We start from the raw sequence: 25434 nt of genomic DNA, 5'->3' as shown, positions 1-25434 counted from the left end.
ATGGCGGGCCCGATGAGGTCCGTCTTGTCACGTGACAGATACCATACGCCTTTTGTTCAGCGGATTACCAGACCTGCGTCAATTTGGCACAGGAAATCAGAGTGTCGTCGTTTTATCCGGCGCTAAATGCCGTTAACAGGTAAGTAAGCCGCAGATTCTGCGGCTGAAAAAGAAAGGAATAATCAAGGTTTTGGCGGTTAGTGCAGAGCGGGTAGGGATAAGCCGAGAAAGTGGGCTAAAGTGCTTACCAACAGCTGGTGATCTTCCTTCTGCGGCGCGCCGGAAATGCTGATGCTGCCGACGCAGCCGAGGCCGGTCAGGGTGAGCGGGAAGGCGCCGCCGTGCACCGAATAGTCGCGTACGCTCAGCCCGTAACGTTCCTCCAGCGACGTTTGCCGCTGCTGCAGACGCAGGCCGATGGCGTAAGAACTTTTGTGAAAATGGTTTACCAGATTGCGCTTGCGCCGCACCCAGTCGGCGATGTCCGGCGTGGCGCCCGGCATGGCGTAATAAAACAGCGTCTGCCCGGCCAGTTGGATTTCGATGGCGATGCTCAGGCCGCGTCGGTCGGCGGCGGTTTTCAGCGCCGCGCCCAGCTCCCAGGCGGTGGTGGCGTCAAAATGGGTAAAGGCCAGCGTCGCTTCCTGTTCGCTGAGCGCCTGCAGTTCATCGTCGATATTCATGCGTTTCTCCCCCGATATACAAAGGACAGAGTAGCCTGAAGCGAGCATCGTGAGATAGACGGCTTGGCGATAAGATAGAACTGCTACTCTATTAATAGACTGTGTAAAATGGCCGCCGCCGAAGCGGAGACGACAGGGATGCGTTATTCAACGTCTTTACATTACCCCTGGCGATCCCGAGGAGCGCGCTGACTATTTATGACTTACATTGCGTCCATTTCCACCCTTTACAGCGACGCTTGCATCACCTATGCCACGCTGTCGGTAAGCTATTTCGTTCTCAGCAAGAATGCCCCGTTTTCCTACCGTTCCGCACTGTGGAAGCGCGTCGTGTTCGGCCTGCTGGCCGGGGTGGCGGTGCTGTATTTGAGTCAGGATCGGCTGGTGTTGACCGATAAGGTACATTACAGCTTTGCGATGATCCCGATGATACTGGTGACGTTCTTCGGCGGCGGCGTCAGTGGGCTGGTGAGCTTTCTGTTCGCTATGGCACTGACCGGCGGCTTCACCGTCGATAACCTGTTCATCGCCTCGATTGTCGCGCCGCTGCTGCTGTCGCGGGTGTGGCTGAAGAAATCCCATCGGGTGTTTTACCTGACGATCGGCGTCATCGCGCTGTATCGCATCGTTGTGGTGTGGCTGTTGGTGGACCTAAGGGGGCTGTGGCCGGATGTGTTGCTGTACCAGGCGGTTTCCGCGCTCTGCCTGGCGATTTGCTATCATGCGCTGAATTTCAAAGAGCGCCACATCTACGCCTATTTCGCGATGCGCGCGCGCGCCACGACCGATAGCCTGACCCACATCAACAACCGCGCCAGCGTCGATTATCAGCTGATGCTGCAGCGTGCCGAGCGCCGCCCGTGCGGGTTGATGATCCTCGATTTGGATAATTTCAAAAGCATCAATGATACCTACGGTCATCCGGCCGGCGACGTGCTGCTGGCCAGCGTCGGTCGGCTGCTGCAAAACAGCGTGCGTAACGAGGACTTCGTCGGGCGCTACGGTGGCGAGGAGTTTATGGTGATCACCGCCAGCTACGATCCGCAGGTGATCGGCGGGGTGGCCGAGCGCATTCGCAGCGCGGTGGAAAGCTCAACGTTCTTGCTGAATGCGCACGACGAAGCGCACATCACAATGTCCATCGGCGTGTCGCTGTATCTGCCTGGCATGATGCTGGACAAGGCGATCGCCATGACCGACGAGGCCTTGTATGAGGCGAAGCGCAGCGGCAAAAACCGGGTGGTGACCAGCCGCGTGATGCAGCTGGCGCCGCTGGGCGCCGGATTCCCGCGCGAGTAAGCCGCCCCCGCCGCCACGGCGGGGGCGTTGGCTCAGGCCGCCAGCGTGTGTTCGCGGAAGGCGTTCAGCAGCTCTTCGGTGAACGTCAGGCGTTTCTGGCGATCGGCCAGATCGAGCGTGAACTTCAGCTTGCTCGGGCCATCCAGGCGGTAAACCTGCGGATTGCCCTGCAACAGGCCGATCAGATAACCCGGGTCGACGCGGTTGTTGTCGCCGAACTCGATAAAGCCGCCGCGCTCGTTGCTCTCGATGCGTTTGATCCCCAGCTTCTGCGCATGCAGGCGCAGCGCCGCGCATTGCAACAGGTTGCGCGCCGCATCCGGCAGCTGGCCGAAGCGGTCGATCAGCTCGACCTTCAACTCGTCAAGCTCACCGTCGTTCTTCGCGCTGGCGATGCGCTTATACAGTGACAGGCGGGTATTGACGTCGGGAATGAAGTCTTCCGGCAGCAGGGCCGGCATGCGTAGCTCCACCTCGGTTTGGCTGCTGGTGAGATCTTCCAACGACGGCTCGCGACCGTTTTTCAACGCGTCGACGGCGCTTTCCAGCAGTTCCATATAGAGCGAGAAACCGACGGTGGTCATCTGGCCGCTCTGGTCTTCGCCCAGCAGCTCACCGGCGCCGCGGATCTCCAGATCGTGAGTCGCCAGCGCGAACCCGGCGCCGAGATCTTCCAGCGACGCGATGGCCTCGAGCCGTTTATGGGCGTCGGTGCCCATGGCTTTGGGGTTTGGCGTCATCAGATAGGCGTAAGCCTGATGGTGCGAACGCCCGACGCGGCCGCGCAGCTGGTGCAGCTGCGCCAGGCCGAAGCGATCGGCGCGCTCGATGATGATGGTGTTGGCGCTGGGGATATCGATGCCGGTTTCGATGATGGTGGTGCACACCAGCACGTTGAAGCGCTGGTGGTGGAAATCGTTCATCACCCGTTCCAGATCACGTTCGCGCATCTGGCCGTGGCCGATGGCGATGCGCGCTTCCGGCACCAGCTCAGCCAGACGCTGCGCCGCTTTCTCGATGTTTTCCACGTCGTTGTAGAGGTAGTAAACCTGGCCGCCGCGCAATACTTCGCGCAGGATCGCCTCGCGGATCACCAGACTGTCGTATTCGCGCACGAAGGTCTTCACCGCCAGTCTGCGCGCCGGTGGGGTGGCGATGATCGACAGATCGCGCATGCCGCTCATCGCCATGTTCAGCGTACGCGGGATCGGCGTGGCGGTCAGCGTCAGGATATCGACGTCGGCGCGCATCGCTTTGATACGCTCCTTGTGGCGTACGCCAAAGCGGTGCTCTTCATCGACGATCAGCAGCCCCAGGTCTTTCCAGCGCAGATCGCTCTGCAACAGCTTGTGGGTGCCAATGATGATGTCCACCTTGCCTTCGGCCGCGTCGTCCAGCACCTGCTGCTGCTCTTTGGCGCTGCGGAAGCGCGACATCATCTCGATGCGGATCGGCCAGGTGGCGAAGCGATCGCGGAAGTTGTCGAAGTGCTGCTGCGCCAGCAGGGTGGTCGGCACCAGCACCGCCACCTGCTTGCCGTTTTCCACCGCCAGGAAGGCGGCGCGCATCGCCACTTCGGTTTTGCCGAAGCCGACGTCGCCGCATACCAGGCGATCCATCGCCAGCGGTTGGCACATGTCGCTCAGCACCGCATTGATCGCCTGCTCCTGGTCCGGCGTGGTTTCGAACGGGAAGCTCTGGCAGAACAGCTGGTACTGCTCGCGGTTGTGTTTGAAGGCGAAACCGGCCTTGGCGGCGCGCTGGGCGTAGATATCCAGCAGCTCGGCCGCCACGTCGCGCACCCGTTCGGCCGCTTTCTGCCGCGCGCGCGTCCAGGCGTCGCCGCCCAGCTTGTGCAGCGGGGCGTTTTCGTCCGCGCCGCCGGCGTAGCGGCTGATCAGATGCAGTGAAGAAACCGGCACGTACAGCTTGTCCTCACCGGCGTAGGAGAGGATCAGGTACTCGGCCTTGATGCCGCCGGCCTCCAGCGTGGTCAGGCCGACGTAGCGGCCGACGCCGTGTTCCAGATGCACCACCGGCTGGCCGGGATGCAGCTCCGCCAGGTTGCGGATCAGGGTATCGGTATTGATGGTGCGCCGGTTGTCCTGCCGGCGGCGGCTGACGCGCTCGCCGAGCAGATCGCTTTCGCAGATCAGCGCCCGCTGGCGCAGGCCGTCGAGGAAGCCGTGTTCGGCGGCGCCGACCATCATGTAACGGCCCGCCGTTTCCGCCTGATCGAGGCGCTGAATCAGCGCCGGCGCCAGCTTGATGCGGCCGAGCAGATCCTGCAGCGTTTCACGCCGCCCCTCGCTCTCGACGGAGAAGATAACGCTGCCGTCAAAACTTTCAATAAAGCGGCGCAGATTATCCAGCGGGGATTTATGCTGCGCCTGCACCGCCAGATCGGGCAGGGCATGGTAATCCAGATTGGTATTGCCCGTTTTGGCCGGCAGCTCATCGGTTTTCAGCGCGATGCGCGGCCAGGCTTTCAGCTCGCCGAACAGCGCGTCAACGCGCAGCCACAGCGTATCCGGCGCCAGCAGCGGGCGCATCGGATCGACGCGGCGGCTTTCGTAACGCTGGTTGACGTCCTGCCAAAAGCGCTCGGCGGCGCCCTCCAGATCGCCGGTGTTGACGATCAGCGTATTGGCCGGCAGGTAGCTGAACAGCGACGGCAGCGGCTGGCTGAAGAACAGCGGCTGCCAGTATTCGATGCCGGCGGGCCAGGCGCTTTTGCTGACCTGCTGATAGATGTGCTCGGCGTCACGACGCACCTCAAACTGCTCGCGCCACTGGCTGCGGAACAGCTCGATGGCGTTTTTGTCGGTAGGGAACTCGTGGGCCGGCAACAGATTGATGGCCTCGACTTCGCTCAGCGTGCGCTGGGTGTCGACGTCGAAGATGCGCAGGCTGTCGATTTCGTCATCGAAGAAGTCGATGCGGTAAGGCTCATCGCTGCCCATTGGATACAGGTCGAGCAACGCGCCGCGGGTGGCGAATTCGCCGTGCTCCATCACCTGATCGACGCTGCGGTAGCCCGCCTGCTCCAACTGCGCGCGCAGCTTGTCGCGCGACAGACGCTGGCCTTTCTTCATCACCAGCGCGTGGCCGTGCAGGAACTCGTGCGGGCAGACGCGCTGCATCAGGGTGTTGACCGGCAGAATGATCACGCCGCGCGCCATGGTCGGCAGGTGATACAGGCTCGACAAACGATCCGAGATGATTTCCTGGTGCGGCGAGAAGCTGTCGTACGGCAGGGTTTCCCAGTCGGACAGCGTGGTCACCATCTGGTCGGTGAACTGCTGGATCTCGTCGCGCAGCCGCAGGGCGTTTTGCATGTCCGGCGCGATCAGCATCACCGGGCCAGGATGGCGTTCGACGATCTCGGCGCACTCCACGGCACAGGCCGCGCCGGTCAGTTGCCCCAGTTGGCGCAGATCGCCCGCGCGATCGGGCAGAGAGTAACGAGGGGATGAAGAACGGTTACGGCTATCGGAAGTGCTCATTCAGGTATCTTTAATCAATGTGTTGGATGGCGTCCCGGCACGGATAACCCAGCGCCTTTATGCTGTTTATAGTAGCCCAGCGGCCGGCAAACTGACACAGCAAAAAGCGCTGCCCATCAATTTTCTGCCGGTTATTTAACCGGTTAATGCCGTCTGTTTTTTGCGGCTGAGGATAAATAACGCGCGAAGCTGCCGCCGTCTCCCTCTTCGCCGCTACGCAATAAAAGGCCCTCGGGTGTTCCCTAAACGAGGGAGAGCCTTTATTATCCATGATCACTTTGCTTAAGCCACGGCTATCAAACGGATTTCATGTATCAACCTGTCGCGTTATTCATTGGCCTGCGCTATATGCGCGGGCGAGCCTCAGACCGCTTCGGGCGGTTTGTTTCCTGGCTTTCCACCATCGGCATTACGCTGGGGGTGATGGCGTTGGTCACCGTGCTGTCGGTGATGAACGGTTTCGAAAAGGATCTGGAGAACAACATTCTCGGCCTGATGCCGCAGGCGTTGGTTACCAGTCCGCAAGGATCGGTCAACCCGCAGCAGCTGCCGGCCTCCGAGGTGCAGAAGCTGCAGGGCGTCACGCGCGTTGCGCCGCTGACCACCGGTGACGTGGTGCTGCAAAGCGCTCGCAGCGTGGCGGTCGGGGTGATGCTCGGCGTGAATCCCGACGAGGCCGATCCGCTGACCCCGTATCTGGTCAACGTCAAGCAGCAACAGCTGCAGCCGGGCCAATACAACATCATCATCGGCGAACAGCTGGCGGGGCAACTCGGCGTCAAGCGCGGCGATTCGCTGCGCGTGATGGTGCCGAGCGCCAGCCAGTTCACGCCGATGGGCCGCATTCCCAGCCAACGTTTGTTCACCCTCATCGGCACCTTCCACGCCAACAGCGAGGTGGACGGCTATCAGCTGCTGGTCAACCAACAGGATGCTTCGCGCCTGATGCGTTACCCGGCCGGCAACATCACCGGCTGGCGTCTGTTCCTGCAACAGCCGCTGACGGTCGATACCCTCAGCCAGCAGGCGCTGCCGGCGGGCACCGTCTGGAAAGACTGGCGCGATCGCAAGGGCGAGTTGTTCCAGGCGGTACGCATGGAGAAGAACATGATGGGGCTGCTGCTCAGCCTGATCGTGGCGGTGGCGGCGTTTAACATCATTACCTCACTCGGCCTGCTGGTGATGGAGAAGCAGGGCGAGGTCGCCATTCTGCAGACTCAAGGGCTGACTCGCCGCCAGATCATGTCGGTATTTATGGTGCAGGGCGCCAGCGCCGGCATCATCGGTTCGCTGCTCGGCACGCTGCTCGGCGTGCTGCTGGCCACCAACCTGAACAACCTGATGCCGATCCTCGGCGCATTGATCGACGGCGCTTCGCTGCCGGTGGCGGTCGATCCACTGCAGGTGACGATCATCGCCGTGGTGGCGATGGCGGTTTCCCTGTTGTCCACGCTCTATCCTTCATGGCGCGCTGCCGCCGTACAACCCGCTGAGGCTTTACGTTATGAGTAACCATCTTTTGCTGCAGTGTGACAACCTGTGCAAGACCTATCAGGAAGGCAACCTGCACACCGACGTGCTGCGCAACGTCAGCTTTGCCATGCAGCAGGGCGAGATGATGGCGATCGTCGGCAGCTCGGGTTCCGGCAAGAGCACCCTGCTGCACCTGCTGGGCGGGCTGGACTCGCCGACCTCCGGCGAGGTGATTTTCAAGGGCGAATCGCTGAACGCCATGTCTTCGGCGGCCAAGGCTGAGCTGCGCAACCGCCAGCTGGGCTTCATCTATCAGTTCCACCACCTGTTGCCGGACTTCACCGCGCTGGAAAACGCCGCCATGCCGCTCTTGATCGGCGGCGCCAAACCGGCGCAGGCGCAGGAGAAAGCGCGGGAGATGCTGGCGGCGGTCGGGCTGGAAAAGCGCAGCAAACACCGTCCGTCCGAGCTTTCCGGCGGCGAGCGTCAGCGCGTGGCGATCGCGCGCGCGCTGGTCAATAACCCGGCGCTGGTGCTGGCGGACGAACCGACCGGCAACCTCGACAAGCGCACCGCGGACAGCATCTTCGATCTGCTCGGTGAGCTGAACGTGCGTCAGGGCACCGCTTTCCTGGTGGTAACGCACGATCTGCAGCTGGCCAAGCGCTTGAGCCGCCAGTTGGAAATGGCCGACGGTCACCTGCAGGCGCAGCTGACCCTGATGGGGGCCGAGTAATGGCGGGAGCCTCACTGTCCTTCCTGACGGCCCTGCGTTTCAGCCGCGGCCGTAAACGCGGCGGCATGGTGTCGCTGATCTCGGTCATCTCCACCATTGGCATCGCGCTGGGGGTGGCGGTGCTGATCGTCGGTCTGAGCGCGATGAACGGCTTTGAGCGCGAGCTGAAGAACCGCATTCTGGCGGTGGTGCCGCACGGCGAGCTCGAGCCGGTCAATCAGCCGTTCAGCGGCTGGCCGTCGATTCTGCAGCGGGTGGAAAAGGTGCCGGGCATTGTGGCCGCCGCGCCGTACATCAACTTTACCGGCCTGATGGAAAACGGTGCTCAGCTGCGCGCGGTGGAAGTCAAAGGTGTGGATCCGCAGCAGGAGAGCCGACTGAGCGCGTTGCCGCAGTATGTGCAGGGCGACGCCTGGGCCAATTTCAAGCCCGGCGAGCAGCAGGTGATCCTCGGCAAGGGCGTGGCCGACGCGCTGGGCGTCAAGCAGGGCGCCTATGTCACGGTGATGATCCCCAACAGCGACCCTGAGATGAAGCTGCTGCAGCCGAAGCGCATTCGTCTGCACGTGACCGGCATTTTGCAGCTCAGCGGCCAGCTCGATCACAGCCTGGCGCTGGTGCCGCTGGCCGATGCGCAGCAGTATCTCGACATGGGTGACAGCGTCACGGGTATCGCGCTCAAGATGAACGACGTGTTCGCCGCCAACAAACTGGTGCGCGACGCCGGCGAAGTGACCAACGCCTACATTTACATCAAGAGCTGGATCGGCAAATACGGCTACATGTACCGCGATATCCAGATGATCCGCGCCATTATGTACCTGGCGATGGTGCTGGTGATCGGCGTGGCCTGCTTCAACATCGTCTCCACGCTGGTGATGGCGGTGAAAGACAAAAGCGCCGACATTGCGGTGCTGCGCACCCTGGGCGCCAAAGACGGCTTTATCCGCGCCATTTTCATCTGGTATGGGCTGCTGGCCGGGTTGCTGGGCAGCCTGAGCGGCGTGGTGATCGGGGTGATCGCCTCGCTGCAGCTGACCAACATCATCCGGGGCATCGAGAAACTGGTCGGCCACTCCTTCCTGTCGGGCGATATTTACTTCATCGACTTCCTGCCTTCCGAGCTGCACTGGCTGGATGTGCTGATCGTGCTGGCGACCGCCATCGTGCTGAGCCTGTTGGCCAGTTGGTATCCGGCGAGGCGCGCCAGCCGCATCGATCCGGCGCGGGTGCTGAGCGGACAATAAAACCCACGGGGAGGCAGCGATGCCGCCCCGTTTTTTTAGCCTGGGGATGGGTTATGTACTACGGTTTCGATATGGGCGGCACCAAGATTGAGCTGGGGGTGTTCGACGACAGCCTGCAGCGCATTTGGCAAAAGCGGGTGCCGACGCCGCGCGACGATTATCGGCAACTGCTGGCTACGCTGTGCGAGCTGACCCTTGAGGCGGATGCGTTTTGCGGCCGGCGCGGCAGCGTCGGCATCGGCATTCCGGGCCTGCCCAACGACGATGACGGCACGCTGTTTACCGCCAATGTGCCTGCGGCGATGGGGCGGCCGCTGCCGCGCGATCTGGCGGCGCTGATCGGGCGCGAGGTGCGGGTCGATAACGACGCCAACTGCTTTGCGCTGTCGGAGGCCTGGGACGACGAGTTCCGCCGCTACCCGACGGTGCTGGGCATCATCCTCGGCACCGGCGTAGGCGGCGGCCTGATCGTCGAGGGCAAGACGGTGCCCGGGCGCAACTATATCGCCGGCGAGTTCGGCCATTTGCGCCTGCCGGTGGACGCGCTCGAGGTGCTGGGGCGTGATGTGCCTCGCGTCGCCTGCGGGTGCGGCCATCAGGGTTGCATTGAAAATTACATATCGGGCCGCGGTTTCGAATGGATGTACGCCCATTTTTATGGCCGGCGCTTGCCCGCCACCGAGATCATTGCGCATTATCAGGCGGGTGAGCCGCAGGCCGTGGCGCATGTCGATCGCTTTATGGACGTGCTGGCGATCTGCCTGGGTAACCTGCTGACGGTGCTGGATCCGCACCTGGTGGTGATCGGCGGCGGGCTGTCGAACTTCGACGCCATTTACCAGGCGTTGCCGCAGCGGCTGCCGGCGCACCTGCTGCGGGTGGCTCGGCTGCCGCGCATCGAGAAGGCGCGCTATGGCGACGCCGGCGGCGTGCGCGGCGCAGCGTTTCTCAATTTGACTCGCCCAACGTAATGGGCGTTGCGGCCAGGCGTGAATGTATACAGCCAACAACGCCGCAACGTTCAGTAAGAAGGGTAAACAGGGAAAAGTAAGGAGAGAGTTAATGCACACTCGCCATCGGCTGTGTCAGTTTCGCAAGAGTAAGCATGTGCTGCATCAGCGCTTTCGTTCACGCATTTTTCACCGTGACACCATGGCGGCGGCCGAGCTGAAAAAGCCGTTTGTGGTGGTGTTGACCGGGGCCGGCATTTCGGCCGAGTCGGGCATTCGCACCTTCCGCGCTGCGGATGGGCTGTGGGAAGAGCACCGGGTGGAGGACGTCGCCACGCCGGAAGGTTTTCAGCGCGATCCGACGCTGGTGCAGGCGTTTTACAACGAACGCCGCCGCCAGCTGCAGACCGAGGACATCGCCCCGAACGCCGCGCACCGCGCGCTGGCGGATCTGGAAGAGTGGCTGGGGGACAACTTCCTGCTGGTCACGCAAAACATCGATAACCTGCATGAGCGCGCCGGCAGCAAGCGGGTGCTGCACATGCACGGCGAATTGCTGAAGGTGCGCTGCACCCAGTCGGGCCAGGTGTTCGAGTGGCCCGGCGATCTCAGCGTCGATGAGCGTTGCCACTGCTGCCAGTTCCCGGCGCCGCTGCGGCCGCACGTGGTGTGGTTCGGCGAGATGCCGCTGGGCATGGACGACATCTACCAGGCGCTGAGCAAGGCCGATTTCTTCGTCGCCATCGGCACCTCCGGCCACGTCTATCCGGCGGCCGGGTTCGTGCATGAGGCGCGGCTGGGCGGCGCCTACGCGATGGAGCTGAACCTGGAGCCGAGTCAGGTGGAAAGCCAGTTCGACGAGAAACACTACGGCCTGGCCAGCGAAGTGGTGCCGCGTTTTGTGCACAAATTCCTGGTGGGCAAGGTGGCGCGGGCCGATAAGCCCTAAAGACATCAGGGCGCAATGCGCGCCCTGATGGGATGGCGGGCGTGTTAGCGCCCGGCTTTCAGCTTTTGGAAGTAGCTTTCGTACAGCGTGCTGGCGTCGCCGACGTCGTTTTGCCACTCGCCGTGCTCAATCACCGTTTTATCCGGGTAGAGAGACGGATCGTTGGCGATCTCCGGCGACAGCAGCTTCTTCGCCGCCAGGTTCGGCGTCGGGTAACCGATGGTTTCCGCCACCTGCACCGCGATTTCTGGCCGCAGCAGGAAGTCGATCAGCTTCAGCGCCCCTTCGACGTTGCGCGCGTTGGCCGGAATGGCCAGGCTGTCCATCCAGAAGATCCCACCTTCCTTCGGCCAGACGATCTCCAGCGGCGTGCCGGCCTGGCGCGCCACGAAGGCCGAACCGTTCCACACCATGCCGACGTTGACTTCCCCTTCCATAAACGGGTTGCCCGGGTTGTCGGAGTTGAAGGCCAGCACGTTCGGCATCAATTTCTGCAGTTCGCGGTAGGCGGCTTCGATCTCTTTCGGGTCGGTGGTGTTGCCGGAATAGCCCAGCTTGAGCAGCGCCATCTGGAACACTTCGCGCGCGTCGTCGGTCAGCAGCAGGCGGCCTTTGTACTGCGGTTGCCACAGATCGGCCCAGGAGGTGACGGTGGACGGATCCTGCGCGTCGCTGTTAACGCCGATGGCGGTGGCGCCCCAGATGTAAGGGATGGAGTAGTCGTTGTTGGGATCGAACGGCTTGTTCAGCAGGGTAGGATCGAGATCCTTGAAGTGGCTGAGCTTGCTCTTGTCGATTTTTTGCAGCATGCCTTCCTTGCTCATCTTGGCGATGAAGTAAGTGGAAGGCACCACCAGATCGTACGCGCCGTCCTTGTAGGTCTTCAGCTTGGCGTACATGCTTTCGTTGGATTCATAGGTGGAATAAATCACCTTGATGCCGGTTTCTTTGGTGAACTGCTCCAGCAGCCCCGGCGGGACGTATTCAGTCCAGTTATAGAAATACAGCGTTTTGCCGTCAGAGGCGTTTGCAGAGCAGAAACTCAGCGCCATCATCCCGGCTGCGAGCAGATGTGACCACTTTTTCATGCAGCGTATCCTTCAGCAGTAGTGAGCCGAACCCGTATGAGCCGCCGTTTTCGGCCGCGCCATACCCCAGAAAGGGGCCATTATAGGGGCCGGGGCGGGGTGGGTAAAGGCGGTTATCCCAGCGGCAAATCAGCGGGTTAACCGAGTCAGGGCCATCACCAAAGGCCGCTTTCATATCATTGTGGTCAATGAAAGAGACGGGCGCCGCAGCGCCCGGCGGGAAGGATTACTCGGCCTTGGGCGAGCGATCGCGCATCACCCACTGGCTGGCGATCACCAGCGTCAGCGACAGCAGCAGCAAAATGGTGGCCAGCGCGTTAACCTCAGGCGAGACGCCGACTTTCACCATCGAATAGATCTTCAGCGGCAAAATCTCGTAGCTCGGCCCGGTGACGAAGGAGGAGACGACCACGTCGTCCATCGACAGGGTGAAGCTCAGCAGCCAACCGGCCGCCACCGCCGGCATCGCCAGCGGCAGAATGATTTTGCGCAGGATGGTGAACTCGCTTGCGCCGAGATCGCGCGCGGCTTCCAGCATCTTCACGTCGAAGCCTTTCAGGCGCGCGTAGACGGTCACGACCACGAACGGCAGGCAGAAGGTGATGTGCGAGAACAGCAGCGACCAGAAGCCGAGCGAAATGCCCAGCAACATGAACAGCACCAGCAGCGAGATGGCCATCACGATGTCCGGCGACATCATCACCACAAACAGCATGCCGCCGACGAACGGTTTGCCGCGGAAGCGGTAGCGGTACAGCGCCACTGCGGTCAGCGAGCCGATCAGCGTGGCGAAGGTGGCGGAGAGCACCGCCATGGTCAGCGAGTGGCCCGCCGCCTGCAACAGGCTGTCGTTGTTGAGCAGCGTGCTGTACCACTTGGTGGTGAACCCTTGCCAGTTGATGCCGAAGCGCGAGGCGTTGAAGGAGTTGACGATCAGGATGACGATCGGGATATACAGATAGGCGTATACCAGCGTCATAAAGCCGCCGCGCAGCAGACGTCCGATCATGCCAGATCCTCCTTCTTGTTCAGCAGGCGGGCGGCCCGATAATAGACCAGCAGCAACAGCCCCATCACCAGCGTCAGGCAGATGCTGGTGGCCGCGCCGAACGGCCAGTCGCGGATATTGAGGAACTGGCTTTTAATCACGTTGCCGATCAGCAGGTTTTTGGCTCCGCCCATCAGATCGGCGACGAAGAACAGCCCCATCGCCGGCAGCACCACCAGCAGGCAGCCGGCGATAATGCCCGGCATGGTCAGCGGCACGATGATGCGGATAAAGGTTTGGAGCTTGCTGGCGCCGAGATCACGCGCCGCCTCCAGGCAGGATTTATCGAGCTTTTCGATGCTGGAGTAGAGCGGCATCACCATAAACGGCAGCAGGATATATACCAGGCCGAGGATCACCGCTTCCGAGGTGTACATGATGCGCAGCGGCTTGTCGATAACGCCGATCCACAGCAGCGCGTCGTTGAGATAGCCGCGGGTGCTGAGAAACAGCTTCAGGCCGTAGATGCGGATCAGCGAGTTGGTCCAGAAGGGCACGATCAGCAGAAACAGCAGCAGCGGCCGCACCCTCTGCGGCAAGCGCGCCAGAATAAAGGCGAACGGATAGCCGATCACCAGGCAGCACAGGGTGGCGATCAGCGCCATGTTCAGCGAGTGCAGCAGCACCTGGGCATACAGCGGATCGAACAAGCGCCGGTAGTTATCCAGCGTGAACACCATCTGCACCAGGTTGGCGTCATCACGGGTCAGGAAGCTGGCGCCGATGATCATCAGGTTCGGCATGAACACGAACAGCAACAGCCAGGCGACGACGCCGACGATCACCACATTCTGGAAGACTTTACGCGATTTCTTCATCGGCCAGCACCACCTCCCAGCTTTCGACCCAGGTCACCGCCATCTTCTGATTGAGCGAGTGATCGACGTCCGGATCGTCTTCGTTGAAGAACTCGCTGACCATCACCGTTTTGCCGTTCTCCAGCTCGACCACCGATTCCAGCGTCATGCCTTTGTAGTTGCGCTCACGCACGTAACCGATCAGCCCGTCGTGCTGCGCGCTGTCGTTCACTTCTTCCACCCGCAGATCCTCCGGGCGCAGCAGCACCTTGAGCTTTTGGCCCGGTTCTACCGGCAGATCGGCATAGATGTCGCACTCGCGGCCTTCCACATTGGCGCGCACCCGCTGCGGATCGAGGCGTTGCAGGACCACCGCGTCGAAGATGTTGATCTCGCCGATGAAGCTGGCGACGAACAGGTTTTTCGGCTCTTCATAGATCTCACGCGGCGTGCCGTCTTGCTCGATGCGGCCTTCGCGCATCACCACGATGCGATCCGACATGGTCAACGCTTCTTCCTGATCGTGGGTGACGAACACGAAGGTGATGCCCAGCTTGCGCTGCAGCGCTTTCAGTTCGTTCTGCATCTGCTTGCGCAACTTGTAGTCCAGCGCCGACAGCGATTCGTCCAGCAGCAGCACTTTCGGCTTGTTGACCACCGCGCGGGCGATGGCCACACGCTGCTGTTGGCCACCGGAGAGCTGGCCCGGCCGCCGCTTGGCGAAGGCATCCAGCTGCACCATGCGCAGCGCCTCTTCGACGCGCGGCGTCAGTTCGGCCGCCGGCACCTTTTGCATACGCAGGCCGAAGGCGACGTTGTCGAACACCGACATGTGCGGAAACAGGGCATAGCTCTGAAACACGGTGTTGACGTGGCGATGCTCGGCCGCAATGGCGGTGATGTCCTGGCCGTCGAGCGCGATGCGGCCCCGATCGGCGTCTTCCAGACCGGCAATCAGGCGCAGCACCGTGGTTTTGCCACAGCCGGAGGGACCAAGAATGGTGAGGAATTCGCCGTGATTAATCGTCAGATCCAGATCGGAAATGATGGTTTTGCCATCGAACGCTTTGCTCAGGGCATGCAGTTCAACAAGGGGGGCTCGAGAGGATGTCTCAGTCATTTATCGTCTTACTCTATCCCGTGGGCTAATGCAGATAGAACCGCAACTGGAAAAGACTGCCGGAGCTTGCGGGCATGCCCGCGATTCAAAAGAAGCTCAAACCAGTTGCGCCAATGGAAATTTTTCGAGCGCGCATGATAGACGCTGAATGCCGGAATTGAAAGCCGATCCGGCCCAGATGCCGCGTTTTTCATCATGATAGCGACAAATGACCCTGTGATGACAGCGTTATTTCCCTCTGAAATCATCACAAAGATTAATGATATTGGCGAATTCTGGTTAAAAATGACCTGACGCAATATTTGATCCTGATCGGTTCAGCATAATGAAACGCGATATTCTGAGGGGCCGCTACCATGGATAAATTACTTGACCGCTTTTTCAACTACGTCTCTTTCGACACCCAGTCCAAAGCGAACGTAAAGCATGTGCCGAGCACCGACGGGCAGTTGAAGCTGGCGCGTGCGTTGCAGCAGGAAATGATCGCGCTCGGCTTCGAGCGGGTGTCGCTCAGCGAGCACGGCTGCGTGATGGGCACCTGGCCGGGCAACGTCGCCTGGCCGGTGCCGGCGGTCGGTTTTATCGCCCATCTGGATACTTCGCCGGATTTCAGCGGCAAACACGTCAATCCGCAGATCGTCGAGAACTATCGCGGCGGCGATATTGCGCTCGGTATTGGCGATGAAGTGCTGTCGCCGGTGATGTTCCCGATCCTGCACCAGATGTTGGGGCAGACCCTGATCACCACCGACGGCAAAACGCTGCTGGGCGCCGACGACAAGGCCGGCATCGCCGAGATCCTCACCGCCATGGCGCGCCTGCGCGCGCGCAAAATCCCGCACGGCGACATCCGCGTGGCCTTCACCCCGGATGAAGAGGTGGGCAAGGGGGCGCAGCTGTTCGACGTGGCGGCCTTCAATGCCGAATGGGCTTACACGGTGGACGGCGGCGGCGTCGGTGAGCTGGAGTGCGAAAACTTCAATGCCGCCTCGGTGACGATCAAAATCCTCGGCAACAGCGTGCACCCCGGCAGCGCCAAGGGCGTGATGGTCAACGCGCTGTCGCTGGCTACCCGCATTCATCAGGCGCTGCCGGCGGACGAAACGCCGGAGACCACCGAGGGTTACCAGGGCTTTTACCACCTCAGCAGCATCAAGGGCAGCGTGGAACGCGCCGAAATGCACTACATCCTGCGCGACTTCGAGCGCGAGGGATTCGAGGCGCGCAAACGCAAGATGGTGGAGATCGCCCGCGAGGTCGGCAAAGGCCTGCCGCGCGATTGTTATATTGAAGTCAGCATCGAAGACAGTTATTACAACATGCGCGAACAGGTGGCGGAGCATCCGCACGCGATCGCGCTGGCGCAGCAGGCAATGCGCGACTGCGACATTGAACCGGTGATGAAACCGATCCGCGGCGGCACCGACGGCGCGCAGCTGTCGTTCCGCGGCCTGCCGTGCCCGAACCTGTTCACCGGCGGCTACAACTACCACGGCAAGCACGAATTCGTGACGCTGGAAGGCATGGAGCAAGCGGTGGCGGTAATTATGCGCATCGCGGCGCTGGCCGCCGAGCGGGCGCGGTAAAACGGGACGCTTGCGATTATCATAATCGCTTGCCGCAACAAGGCGTTGCTCATAGTGTGGAAGTCCATTCCCCACGCATAAGGACCGCATGATGAGCACCGAATTCCGCATCGCCGGCTCGCATTTGACGCAGTTCGTTCAGGCGATTTGGCGCCAGGCCGGCAGCACGGCGCGCGAAGCCGAGCTGGTGGCCGATCACCTGGTGCAGGCTAATCTGGCCGGGCACGATTCGCACGGCGTTGGCATGATCCCCAGTTACATGGCATCGTTGGCGCAAGGGCAATTGCAGCTTAATCAACATGCCGAGGTGGTGCGCGACGCCGGCGCGGTGCTGACGCTCGACGGTGCGCGCGGCTTCGGCCAGGTGGTGGCCAGCGAAGCGATGGCGCTGGGCATTGAGCGCGCCGGCAAACTGGGCCTGGCGGCGGTGGCGCTGCACAACGCGCACCATATCGGCCGCATCGGCCATTGGGCGGAACAGTGCGCCCGCGCCGGTTTTATCTCGATTCACTTCGTCAACGTGGTAGGTGATCCGATGGTGGCGCCGTTCGGCGGCAGCGATCGCCGCTTCGGCACCAACCCGTTCTGCGCCATTTTCCCGCGGCCGGGCCGCACGCCGCTGCTGTTGGATTTCGCCACCAGCGGCATCGCCTTCGGCAAGACTCGGGTGGCCTATAACAAAGGCTTGTCGGTGGCGCCGGGCTATCTGATCGACGAACACGGGCAACCCACCACCGAACCGAAGGTGATGCACGAAGCGCCGTTCGGGTCACTGTTGCCGTTCGGCTTGCACAAAGGCTATGCGCTGGCGGCGATGTGTGAGATCCTCGGCGGCGCGCTCTCCGGTGGCCGCACCACCCACGACGCCACGCTGAAAGCCGACAGCGACGCCATCTTCAACTGCATGACGACCCTGATCCTCGATCCTCAGGCCTTCGACGCCCCGCAAATGCAGGCCGAGGCCGAAGCGTTTATCGGCTGGGTGAAGGCGTCGCCGCCGAGCGGCGAACAACCGATCGCGGTGCCGGGAGAATGGGAAGAGGCCAACCGCGCGGCGCGGCTGGAGCAGGGCATACCGATAGACGCCAATACCTGGCGGCAAATTTGCACGGCGGCGGAGCAGGCGGGCATGGCGAATGAAGCGCTGGCCGGTTTTCGCGCGCAGGCGCGGCAGGCATAAAAAAAGCCACCCGATAGGGTGGCTTGTTCGCGTACTCGCAATCAGTCGTTAAAGTACCAATAGCCGCTGTTGACCAGCGCGGTCAGCAGCGCCAGGAATGACGGATCGTCTACCGCGTCGCCGAGCAGGGCGGCGTCGACGCTGAAGTGCTGGCACAGGGCGTCTGCGGCCTGCAGCTGGTCGGTGTCGATCAGTTCGCCGTTGACGAAGCAGCGATCGCCGACGCGCAGCACGCGCAACCCGCCCAGGCGCTGCAGCGCTTCACCCTGTTGCAGCAGTTCGTAGATTTCCCCGGCCTGATACGGCGGCTCCGGCGGCGCCAGATCCAGCTCGTGGCGCGATTGGGAGATAAACTCGCCGAACCAGTGCTGGAAGTGTTCCGGCTGTTGCACCAGATCCAGCATCATCTGCCGTAAGGCGTCCACTTCCTGCGGCAGGATCTCCGCCGGGTGTTCGCGCAGTTTAACGTCCGGATCGCCGTAGCGTTTGCTGCCCAGCTCGCGCGCCAGCACGTAATCGGCGAAGCCGCTCACCAGCTCGCGGCCGTTCGGCGCGCGGAAGCCCACCGAATAATTGAGCGCGTTTTCCAGCGCGTAGCCTTCATGCGGGAAGCCCGGCGGAATGTAGAGAATGTCGCCCGGCTCCATCTCTTCGTCGATGATGGCGTCGAACGGCTCTACCTGCAGCAGATCCGGATGCGGGCAGTGCTGTTTCAGCGGCGTTTTTTCCCCGACTCGCCAGCGGCGGCGGCCAGTGCCCTGAATGATGAACACGTCGTACTGATCGAGGTGCGGGCCGACGCCGCCGCCCGGCACCGAGAAGGAGATCATCAGGTCATCCATCCGCCAGTCCGGCAGTTGGCGGAACGGGCGCATCAGCGCTGCGGAAGGCTCATGCCAGTGGTCCACCGCCTGCACCAGCAGCGACCAGTTGTTTTCGCTCAGGTGATCGAAGCTCTCGAAGGGGCCGTGCGCGACCTGCCAACGGCCGTCCTGGTGGCTGACCAGGCGGCTGTCCACTTCGTTTTCCATCGCCAGCCCGGCCAGCTCATCCGGGGAGATCGGATCGATAAAGTTTTTGAAGCCGCGCTTCAGAATCACCGGACGTTTTTGCCAATAACGTTGCAAAAAATCGTTCCAGTCCAGGTCTAATTGATAATCCATGTTCTATTCCAGGATAGAGGAGTGAGCCTGAGTGCGATTATAACGGAAGTTTGGCCCCGTGGATCGGGGCCGCAGAGGCATAATTTACTCGTTGTGGTGGGTATCGTGCTGGCGGGCGAAGGTGACCTGCATGCGCGCGCCGCCGAGCGGGCTGTCGCTGATGACGATTTCGCCGTCGTATTGCTCGATGATCTCCGCCGCCACCGACAGGCCAAGGCCCTGACCGGGACGCAGGGTATCCACCCGCTGGCCGCGCTGGAAGATCAGCTGGCGCTTGCTTTCCGGGATGCCCGGGCCGTCGTCGTCGATGACGAGGATGAGGTTTTTATCGGAGTGCAGCGAGGTAATTTCCACGAACTCGAGGCAGTATTTGCAGGCGTTTTCCAACACGTTGCCCATCACTTCCATAAAGTCGTTCTTCTCGCCCATAAAGGTCACTTCCGGCGAGATGTCCAGCGTGATCACCACCCCTTTGCGCTGATAAACCTTGTTCAGCGCCACCACCAGGCTGTCGAGCAGCGCCGGCACCGAGTGGATCTCGCGCGTCAGCACCGTCTGGCCGGAGTTGATGCTGGCCCGATGCAGGTAGTAACCGATCTGCTGAGAGATGCGCCCGATCTGATCCAGCATGATCGGCTCGGCTTCTTCGATAGTGGTCTGCTTGCCGCTGCGCAGCGAGCGCAGGGTGCTTTGCAGCACCGCCAGCGGCGTTTTCAGGCTGTGGGTCAGATCCGACAGGGTGGTGCGGTATTTGGTGTAGCGCTGGCGTTCGTTGCGCACCAGAATGTTCAAATTGCGCACCAGGCCGCGCAGTTCGCTGGGCGGGTTCTCATCCAACTGATCGCGTTCGCCGTTCTCCAGCTCGCCCACCTGATTGACCAGCGCCTTGATCGGCCGCAGGCTCCAGTAGGCCGCCAGCCACAGCAGCGGCACCACCAGCAGCAGGTTGGCCAGCAGCACGTAGCTGAACCACTCCCACACTACGTCTGAGCGCTGCAGCTCCTGCGGAATGCTGTCGACCACCACGATGGTCAACGCCGGCAGCCGCGCCGTGGCGGCATAGGTATTGACCGCCACCGAGTGCGTCAGCGCGTTCTGATCGGTATCGTCATAATTCTTCAGCTGATCCTGCGCTTTGGGGTTGTCCCCCAGCACTTCGCTACTGATGCGGGTATCGGTGTCAATTTCGTAGAAGCCGGACTCCTCCAGCCATTCCTTGTTGATCAGCTTCTCCAGCTCCGGCACCTTGCGCTGGCTCCACAGCAGGTTGCCTTTATCGTCGTAGATAAACACCAGCGTGGGAAAATTGAGATCGATATCGGGAGGAATGGCGATGGTGAGCTTGTTGTCTTTCCACTGCGCCAGGCTGAAGAACAGGTTGCTTTCGCCGCGCAGCAGGCGGAAGGCGGTCTTGTCGAAGCTGACGATGTAGCCGACGACCGCCACCAAACCGTAAGAGAGCGACAGCGCCAGGATCACCCCGGCGGTCGCCATCAGGAAGCGGGCGCGCAGCGAAAACGGTTTTTTATTCTTGTTGAACATCATGTTCACTTCGCGTCAAAACGATAGCCCTGGCCACGTACCGTGGTGATCACTTCATGCGGGTATTCCGCCTGCACCTTCTTGCGCAAGCGGCCCATCAGCACGTCGATGGTGTGGCTTTCGCGCAGTTCGGCGTCCGGGTAAAGCTGCAGCATCAACGAATCCTTGCTCACCACCTTGCCGGCGTTGCGGATCAGGGTCTCGATGATGGTGTATTCAAAGGCGGTCAACTTGATCTGTTGATCGTTGACGCTCAGTTCGCGGCGCGACAGATCGATCTGGAACGGCGGCAGCACGATCACCTGCGATGCCAGGCCGCTGTTGCGGCGCATCAGCGCCTGCATGCGGGCGATCACTTCTTCCAGGTGGAACGGCTTGGTGACATAGTCGTCGGCGCCGGCTTCCAGCACCGCCACTTTGTCCTGCCAGCTTTCGCGGGCGGTCAGCACCAGGATCGGCAGCTTGGTCTGGTGCGCGCGCCAACGGCGGATCAGGCTCAGGCCGTCTTCGCCCGGCAGGCCGAGATCGACGATGGCGATATCCGGCGCATGCTCCTGCAGGAAATAATCGGCTTCCTTGGCGTCTTCAGCCGCATCGACCTGATGGCCCATCTCGCGCATCTGAACGGAAAGGTGGTGGCGCAGCAAACCATTATCTTCAACAACCAGTACTCGCATGGCGAACTCCTGTGACTGTGCGGGTGAATGTCCTGTCACCCACGCGATAAAAGGGAACACGCTCTGCGGCGTGTCAGGGGATAACGCGGCCACCTGAACCATTTTGGCAAAAAATGCTGAGGTTATGGTAGGTATAACCCGCCCGGCCCGCAAGAGAGCCGAAGCAATGTATTAAAATAAGCGTTATCAATTTGTTCGCCGACATTATCGACAAGCTCTGATAAACGTCGGATAAACAGCGGCGGGGCAACGTTAAACGCAACTTAAACGCGTCGGGCATTGCCGCGAAAGGAAAGTGTGAACCGGAGCGCTTGATAAGCTTTAAAGGTACTAATAAGGTATTATTGAGGTATCGGCATATTTTCTCAGGAGCGATGGATGAAGCAATTAACCCAGGCAGAACGCATAGCGGGCGCATTTTACGGACAGATGCTGGGCGACGCGCTCGGCATGCCTTCCGAGCTGTGGCCGCGTGAGCGGGTTAAGCGCCACTTCGGCTGGATAGACGGCTTCCTCGATGGGCCGGCGGAGAACTCGGCCGCCTGTTACTTCAAGGCCGGGCAATATACCGACGATACCTCGATGGCGTTGGCGCTGGCCGATGCGCTGCTGGAAGCGGAAGGCGAGGTGGTGCCAGAACTGATCGCCCGCAACGTGATCCGCTGGGTGGACAGTTTTGACGCCTTCAACAAGAACATTCTCGGCCCCAGTTCCAAACTGGCGTTGAGCGAGCAGAAAGCGGGCACGCCGATCGCCGCGTTGGAAAACAACGGCATCACCAACGGCGCGGCGATGCGCATTTCGCCTTTGGGTTGCGTGCTGCCGTCTGCGCCGCTGGAGGGGTTCTGTCAGCAGGTGTGGCTGGCCTCCAGCCCGACGCACAAATCCGACATCGCCGTCGCCGGTGCCGTGGCGATCGCCTGGGCGGTTTCGCGTGCGGTGGAGGGGGCGGACTGGGCCTCGATTCGCCTGGCGTTGCCGGGCGTGGCGGAGTATGCCCAGCGCCGTCAGGTGACGACGTTCAGCCCTTCGCTGGCGGCGCGCATCGAGTTGGCGTTTCAGGTGGTGGATGAGGCGGCCGATCCCGAACAGGCATCCGAGCGGATATATCAACTGATTGGCGCCGGGGCGAGCACCATCGAGTCGGTGCCGGCGGCGTTGGCGATGGTGCAGCTGGCGCAAACCGATCCTACCCGTTGCGCCGTGCTGTGCGCCAACCTGGGGGGCGATACCGACACCATCGGCGCGATGGCCACCGCTGTCTGCGGCGCGCTGCACGGCGCCGAAGCGATGGATCCTGCGCTGCTGGCGCAGTTGCAGCGGGTGAATCCACTGGACGTCGAGGCGTATGCCCAGGCGTTCGTGCGTTTTCGCCGCCGTCGGCAGGGCGAGGCGTAACGGATCAGCTTTCGCTGGTAAATTCGTACATGTCGCTGCGGCAGAAGCTTTCGCTGTATTCGATAGGCTTCTTGCGGTGGTCGAACAGCGTCTGGCGCACGATCAGCAGCGGCATCGGTTCTGATAATTGCAGCGCCCGGCGGATGTCGTCATCGGCCATGGCCGCGCTGACCTGGCTGCGCAGCGATCCCATCTCCACGTTATTTCGGCGGAAGTAGTCATAGAGCGAGATGCCAATCTCGTCGACGTTGGTAATCGCCGCCGCCACCACGTAGGACACCGCCACCGACATCGGCTGCCGATCGAGAAAGTGAATGCGTTTGAGTTGATAGATCGGCGTTCCGGTCGCCAGCTGGAGCTTTTCCGCCAGTTCGGCGCTGGCCGGCACCCGTTCGCGGCTGAGCCATTGCGTGTCCGGCCGGCGCCCTTGTTGCATCACCTCGCGCGAGAACCCTTTGACGTCCGCTAATGAATAGCGCAGCTTCGGCGCGGGCCGTTGCGCCTGGATGAAAGTGCCGTAACCGCGTGAACGGCCGATGATGCCGTCTTGCTCGAGACAGGCCAGCGCTTTGCGCACCGTGATGCGCGAGATGCCGAGCCGTTCGGTAAACAGACGCTCGCTGGGCAGGAAATCCCCCGCGTTCAGCAATCCTTGCTCGATGGCCTGGCGCACCGAGGCGTTAAAGCGCAGATACAGCGGCATCGCGCCCGCGCTGGCCAGATCCTGCAGCAGTTTTTCCAGCAGACGCTGGTTGGTCTCCTTGCTCATAGCCGACGGAAATCCTGTAGCCTCAATGCAATGGCTTATTTAAGGGGATTTCGCCGGGCAGCGCAACTGCCGCCGCCGAGGGGATGAAATAAGGTAGAGTAGTGTGCAATCGCCCCGAGTTTGGAGAAACAGACAGCCCATGAGTGACCACCCATCCTGCGCGGACGACGCGGCAATCCTGGCGGCCTTCACCCAGCAGCGTCAGCAGGGGTTGACCCGACGTTCGGCGCTGCATCAGGCCCTGTTGCGGCTCATCACCGCCGGGGAACTGCCGTGGCGGGCGAAGCTGCCGCCAAGCCGCGCATTGGCGCCCCGGCTGGGAGTGGCGCGCGATACGGTGGAGCAGACCTACGCGCGGCTGGAGGCGGAGGGATACATCAGCCGGGCGGTGGGGCGAGGCAGCTATGTTCGCTATCGCTGCGATACGTTGCTCGGCCGTGAACTGCTGGCGACGCAGGCGGGCCAGGAGGCGCGGCTGGCGGAACGCGAGCTAAGCGATCGCGGCCGGGCGTTGCTGGCGGTCAGCCATACGCCGCACACCAGCCGTCAGGCGTCGCTGACGCCCTCGCTGGCGGATCTGCGGGCGTTTCCCATCGATTCGTGGCTGCAGTGGGAAAAGCAGGCGCTGCGGCGGCACGGCGAGCGGCTGTTGGGGTATGCCGATCCGCAGGGCTTGCCGGAGCTGCGTGCGGAGATCGCGCACTATTTGCAGCGGGAGCGGGGCGTCAAGGCGACGGCGGAGCAGGTGATCGTGGTCACCAGCTCTCAGCAGGCGCTGGCGCTGTGCACGCAGGTGCTGTTCGATCCCGGCGATGCGGTATTCGTCGAAGAGCCGGGTTACCAGGGGGCGAAAAAACTGGTGCAGTCGGCGGGGCTGCAGGCGCGGCCGATCGGCATTGATGAGCAAGGGCTGGACGTCGGGCAACTGATGCAGGCTTCGGGGGGCGGGCGGGGCGTTTACATCACGCCGTCCCATCATTACCCGCTGGGATACTCGCTGAGCCTCGAGCGGCGCCTGGCGCTGTTGCAGTGGGCCCAGAGCCGGCGGGCCTGGATCATCGAAGACGATTACGACGCCGAGTTCAACTACGATCGACAAACCAAGGCGGCGCTGCAGGGGCTGGACAGCGGCGGGCGCACGCTGTACATCGGCACCTTCAGCAAGACGCTGTTTCCGGGGTTGCGCATCGGTTTCATGATCGCGCCGCCGCAGCTGGTGCGGCCATTGGTCGCCGCCAGGCAGTTTCAGGACGGCTACACGTCGGCACTGGCGCAGATGACGCTGTTCCACTGCCTGCACGAGGGCGGCTACGCCGAGCATCTGCGCAATATGCGTACGCTGTACAAGGCGAGGCTGGACGTCCTGTACGACGCGGTGCATCGCCATCTCGCGCCCTGGACGCGCCCGGCCTTGCCGCAGGGTGGCCTGCAGCTGGTTTGCCCGCTGGCGGATGCGGCGACGGAGCGGCGGCTGGTGACGGCGGCGGCCGAGCGGGGAATACGATTGTACGGCCTGGCGGATTTCTACACCGGCGCGCCGCAGCGCGGGGCGCTGGTGCTCGGTTTCTCGGCCTATGCGCCGGACGAGATCGTGCGCTTTATCGCCACGCTGGCGCAGGTGTTCAACGCGCTGCCGCGGGAAAACGGCGGTTAAAATTGGTCTGCTCGGCGTTTTGAATTGGTCCGTATTACACCGTCGCTGCGCGGTGTATCCTGCCGCTATTCGGTTATTTCCCTAATGGAAATAATATCTTAACCCCGTGAGGCGCTATGAACCCATCAAATCGTGAAGTGACTATCCGCAGAATCAATGGCGACGACAGAGCGCAATGGCTGGCGTTGTGGCAGGGCTATCTCGACTTCTACCGCGCCGACGTGGCGCCGCAGGTGACCGATCGCACCTTCGAACGGTTGGGGCAGGATGAACAGGTGTACGGGCTGGTGGCGGAGGATGCCGACGGCCGGCTGCTGGGGCTGATGAACCTGGTATTCCATCCGTCCACCTGGAGCGCGGTGGGCTATTGTTATATCGAAGATCTCTTTGTGTCGCCGCAGGCGCGCGGCCATAAAGTGTCGGAAAAACTGGTCGAACAGGCGTATCGGCTGGCGGAGGCGCGCGGCAGCGATCGGGTCTATTGGATGACTCAGGAGTACAACGCGCCGGCGCGTTCGCTGTACGACAAAATCGGCAGAAGAAGTTCGTTTATCGTTTATACCCGTTAA

23 protein-coding genes are annotated in these 25434 nt (G+C 61.8%); 11 read left to right on the top strand and 12 right to left on the bottom strand.

Translation table 11 applies throughout. The annotated features are described in order from the left end of the window. Positions 1 to 197: 197 nt before the first annotated feature. Positions 198 to 683 carry a heme-degrading domain-containing protein gene (locus tag ACUTQY_RS06980; RefSeq protein ID WP_342188357.1) on the bottom strand — a complete coding sequence of 162 codons (486 nt, stop codon included), beginning with the start codon at positions 681 to 683 and terminating at the stop codon, positions 198 to 200. 198 nt (positions 684 to 881) lie between these two features. Here ACUTQY_RS06980 and ACUTQY_RS06975 point away from each other — a divergent pair, with 198 nt between their 5' ends. After that, the gene (locus ACUTQY_RS06975; RefSeq protein ID WP_046686895.1) at positions 882 to 1982 is read left to right on the top strand and encodes a GGDEF domain-containing protein; all 1101 of its coding nucleotides are present in this window, start codon (positions 882 to 884) and stop codon (positions 1980 to 1982) included. 32 nt (positions 1983 to 2014) lie between these two features. Here ACUTQY_RS06975 and mfd read toward each other — a convergent pair whose 3' ends face one another. Further along, a complete protein-coding gene (gene mfd / locus ACUTQY_RS06970) occupies positions 2015 to 5488 on the bottom strand; it encodes a transcription-repair coupling factor (RefSeq protein WP_046686896.1) in 3474 nt (1157 codons plus the stop codon). 10 nt (positions 5489 to 5498) lie between these two features. After that, a complete protein-coding gene (locus ACUTQY_RS06965; protein ID WP_046686897.1) occupies positions 5499 to 5759 on the bottom strand; it encodes a hypothetical protein in 261 nt (86 codons plus the stop codon). Between the two features lie 38 nt (positions 5760 to 5797). Here ACUTQY_RS06965 and lolC point away from each other — a divergent pair, with 38 nt between their 5' ends. From lolC to cobB, 5 genes are all read left to right on the top strand, one after another. Further along, a complete protein-coding gene (gene lolC / locus ACUTQY_RS06960; RefSeq protein WP_004941116.1) occupies positions 5798 to 7000 on the top strand; it encodes a lipoprotein-releasing ABC transporter permease subunit LolC in 1203 nt (400 codons plus the stop codon). Beyond that, positions 6993 to 7697 carry a lipoprotein-releasing ABC transporter ATP-binding protein LolD gene (gene lolD / locus ACUTQY_RS06955; protein WP_004941120.1) on the top strand — a complete coding sequence of 235 codons (705 nt, stop codon included), beginning with the start codon at positions 6993 to 6995 and terminating at the stop codon, positions 7695 to 7697. The genes lolC and lolD overlap by 8 nt, the downstream gene beginning before the upstream one ends. Beyond that, the gene (gene lolE / locus ACUTQY_RS06950) at positions 7697 to 8944 is read left to right on the top strand and encodes a lipoprotein-releasing ABC transporter permease subunit LolE (protein WP_033642765.1); all 1248 of its coding nucleotides are present in this window, start codon (positions 7697 to 7699) and stop codon (positions 8942 to 8944) included. Before lolD ends, lolE begins: the two co-directional genes overlap by 1 nt. 53 nt (positions 8945 to 8997) lie before the next feature. Further along, the gene (gene nagK / locus ACUTQY_RS06945) at positions 8998 to 9915 is read left to right on the top strand and encodes an N-acetylglucosamine kinase (protein WP_033642766.1); all 918 of its coding nucleotides are present in this window, start codon (positions 8998 to 9000) and stop codon (positions 9913 to 9915) included. Between the two features lie 91 nt (positions 9916 to 10006). Continuing rightward, the gene (gene cobB, locus ACUTQY_RS06940) at positions 10007 to 10843 is read left to right on the top strand and encodes a Sir2 family NAD+-dependent deacetylase (RefSeq protein ID WP_046686899.1); all 837 of its coding nucleotides are present in this window, start codon (positions 10007 to 10009) and stop codon (positions 10841 to 10843) included. Between the two features lie 44 nt (positions 10844 to 10887). On the opposite strand, the gene potD is transcribed toward cobB, so the two are convergent. The 5 genes from potD to ACUTQY_RS06915 form a co-directional block, all read right to left on the bottom strand. Further along, positions 10888 to 11931 (bottom strand): spermidine/putrescine ABC transporter substrate-binding protein PotD, encoded by a 1044-nt coding sequence (gene potD / locus ACUTQY_RS06935; RefSeq protein ID WP_033642768.1) that lies wholly within the window; start codon positions 11929 to 11931, stop codon positions 10888 to 10890. A gap of 226 nt (positions 11932 to 12157) precedes the next feature. Next, complete coding sequence (gene potC / locus ACUTQY_RS06930; RefSeq protein WP_033642769.1) at positions 12158 to 12940, bottom strand: spermidine/putrescine ABC transporter permease PotC; 783 nt, start codon at positions 12938 to 12940, stop codon at positions 12158 to 12160. Next, the gene (gene potB, locus ACUTQY_RS06925) at positions 12937 to 13797 is read right to left on the bottom strand and encodes a spermidine/putrescine ABC transporter permease PotB (RefSeq protein ID WP_046686900.1); all 861 of its coding nucleotides are present in this window, start codon (positions 13795 to 13797) and stop codon (positions 12937 to 12939) included. The genes potC and potB overlap by 4 nt, the downstream gene beginning before the upstream one ends. Beyond that, positions 13781 to 14896, bottom strand: coding sequence for a spermidine/putrescine ABC transporter ATP-binding protein PotA (gene potA, locus ACUTQY_RS06920; RefSeq protein ID WP_101453106.1), 1116 nt, complete (start codon positions 14894 to 14896; stop codon positions 13781 to 13783). Before potA ends, potB begins: the two co-directional genes overlap by 17 nt. Positions 14897 to 14904: 8 nt before the next feature. Next, positions 14905 to 15195 (bottom strand): hypothetical protein, encoded by a 291-nt coding sequence (locus ACUTQY_RS06915; RefSeq protein WP_127897190.1) that lies wholly within the window; start codon positions 15193 to 15195, stop codon positions 14905 to 14907. Positions 15196 to 15252: 57 nt separating this feature from the next. On the opposite strand from ACUTQY_RS06915, the gene pepT reads away from it, so the two are divergent. Then, entirely contained in the window at positions 15253 to 16482 is a 1230-nt protein-coding gene (gene pepT, locus ACUTQY_RS06910; RefSeq protein ID WP_033642773.1) for a peptidase T, read from the top strand. 91 nt (positions 16483 to 16573) lie between these two features. Beyond that, on the top strand, positions 16574 to 17662 hold the full coding sequence (locus tag ACUTQY_RS06905) for a malate/lactate/ureidoglycolate dehydrogenase (RefSeq protein ID WP_033644256.1): 1089 nt from the start codon (positions 16574 to 16576) through the stop codon (positions 17660 to 17662). A 41-nt stretch (positions 17663 to 17703) separates the two neighbouring features. Here ACUTQY_RS06905 and ACUTQY_RS06900 read toward each other — a convergent pair whose 3' ends face one another. The 3 genes from ACUTQY_RS06900 to phoP all read right to left on the bottom strand — a co-directional run bounded on the left by ACUTQY_RS06900 (position 17704) and on the right by phoP (position 21044). Further along, positions 17704 to 18825: a ribosomal protein uL16 3-hydroxylase gene (locus ACUTQY_RS06900; protein ID WP_004941161.1), complete on the bottom strand. Its 1122-nt coding sequence runs from the start codon at positions 18823 to 18825 to the stop codon at positions 17704 to 17706. 84 nt (positions 18826 to 18909) lie between these two features. Beyond that, complete coding sequence (phoQ, locus tag ACUTQY_RS06895) at positions 18910 to 20367, bottom strand: two-component system sensor histidine kinase PhoQ (protein ID WP_033644257.1); 1458 nt, start codon at positions 20365 to 20367, stop codon at positions 18910 to 18912. Positions 20368 to 20372: 5 nt separating this feature from the next. Then, entirely contained in the window at positions 20373 to 21044 is a 672-nt protein-coding gene (gene phoP / locus ACUTQY_RS06890; protein ID WP_004941169.1) for a two-component system response regulator PhoP, read from the bottom strand. Between the two features lie 378 nt (positions 21045 to 21422). Between phoP and ACUTQY_RS06885 the strand changes: the two genes are divergently transcribed. Then, positions 21423 to 22442: an ADP-ribosylglycohydrolase family protein gene (locus ACUTQY_RS06885; RefSeq protein WP_342188353.1), complete on the top strand. Its 1020-nt coding sequence runs from the start codon at positions 21423 to 21425 to the stop codon at positions 22440 to 22442. 4 nt (positions 22443 to 22446) lie between these two features. Here the strand turns inward: ACUTQY_RS06885 and ACUTQY_RS06880 are convergent, their stop codons facing one another. Further along, the gene (locus ACUTQY_RS06880; RefSeq protein WP_046686903.1) at positions 22447 to 23211 is read right to left on the bottom strand and encodes a GntR family transcriptional regulator; all 765 of its coding nucleotides are present in this window, start codon (positions 23209 to 23211) and stop codon (positions 22447 to 22449) included. 139 nt (positions 23212 to 23350) lie between these two features. Between ACUTQY_RS06880 and pdxR the strand changes: the two genes are divergently transcribed. Next, on the top strand, positions 23351 to 24865 hold the full coding sequence (gene pdxR / locus ACUTQY_RS06875) for a MocR-like pyridoxine biosynthesis transcription factor PdxR (protein ID WP_046686904.1): 1515 nt from the start codon (positions 23351 to 23353) through the stop codon (positions 24863 to 24865). Between the two features lie 116 nt (positions 24866 to 24981). Next, complete coding sequence (locus ACUTQY_RS06870; protein ID WP_046686905.1) at positions 24982 to 25434, top strand: GNAT family N-acetyltransferase; 453 nt, start codon at positions 24982 to 24984, stop codon at positions 25432 to 25434.

It is taken from the genome of Serratia sp. TSA_130.1 (assembly GCF_052691795.1).
This window is presented reverse-complemented; position numbering and strand designations above follow the sequence as displayed.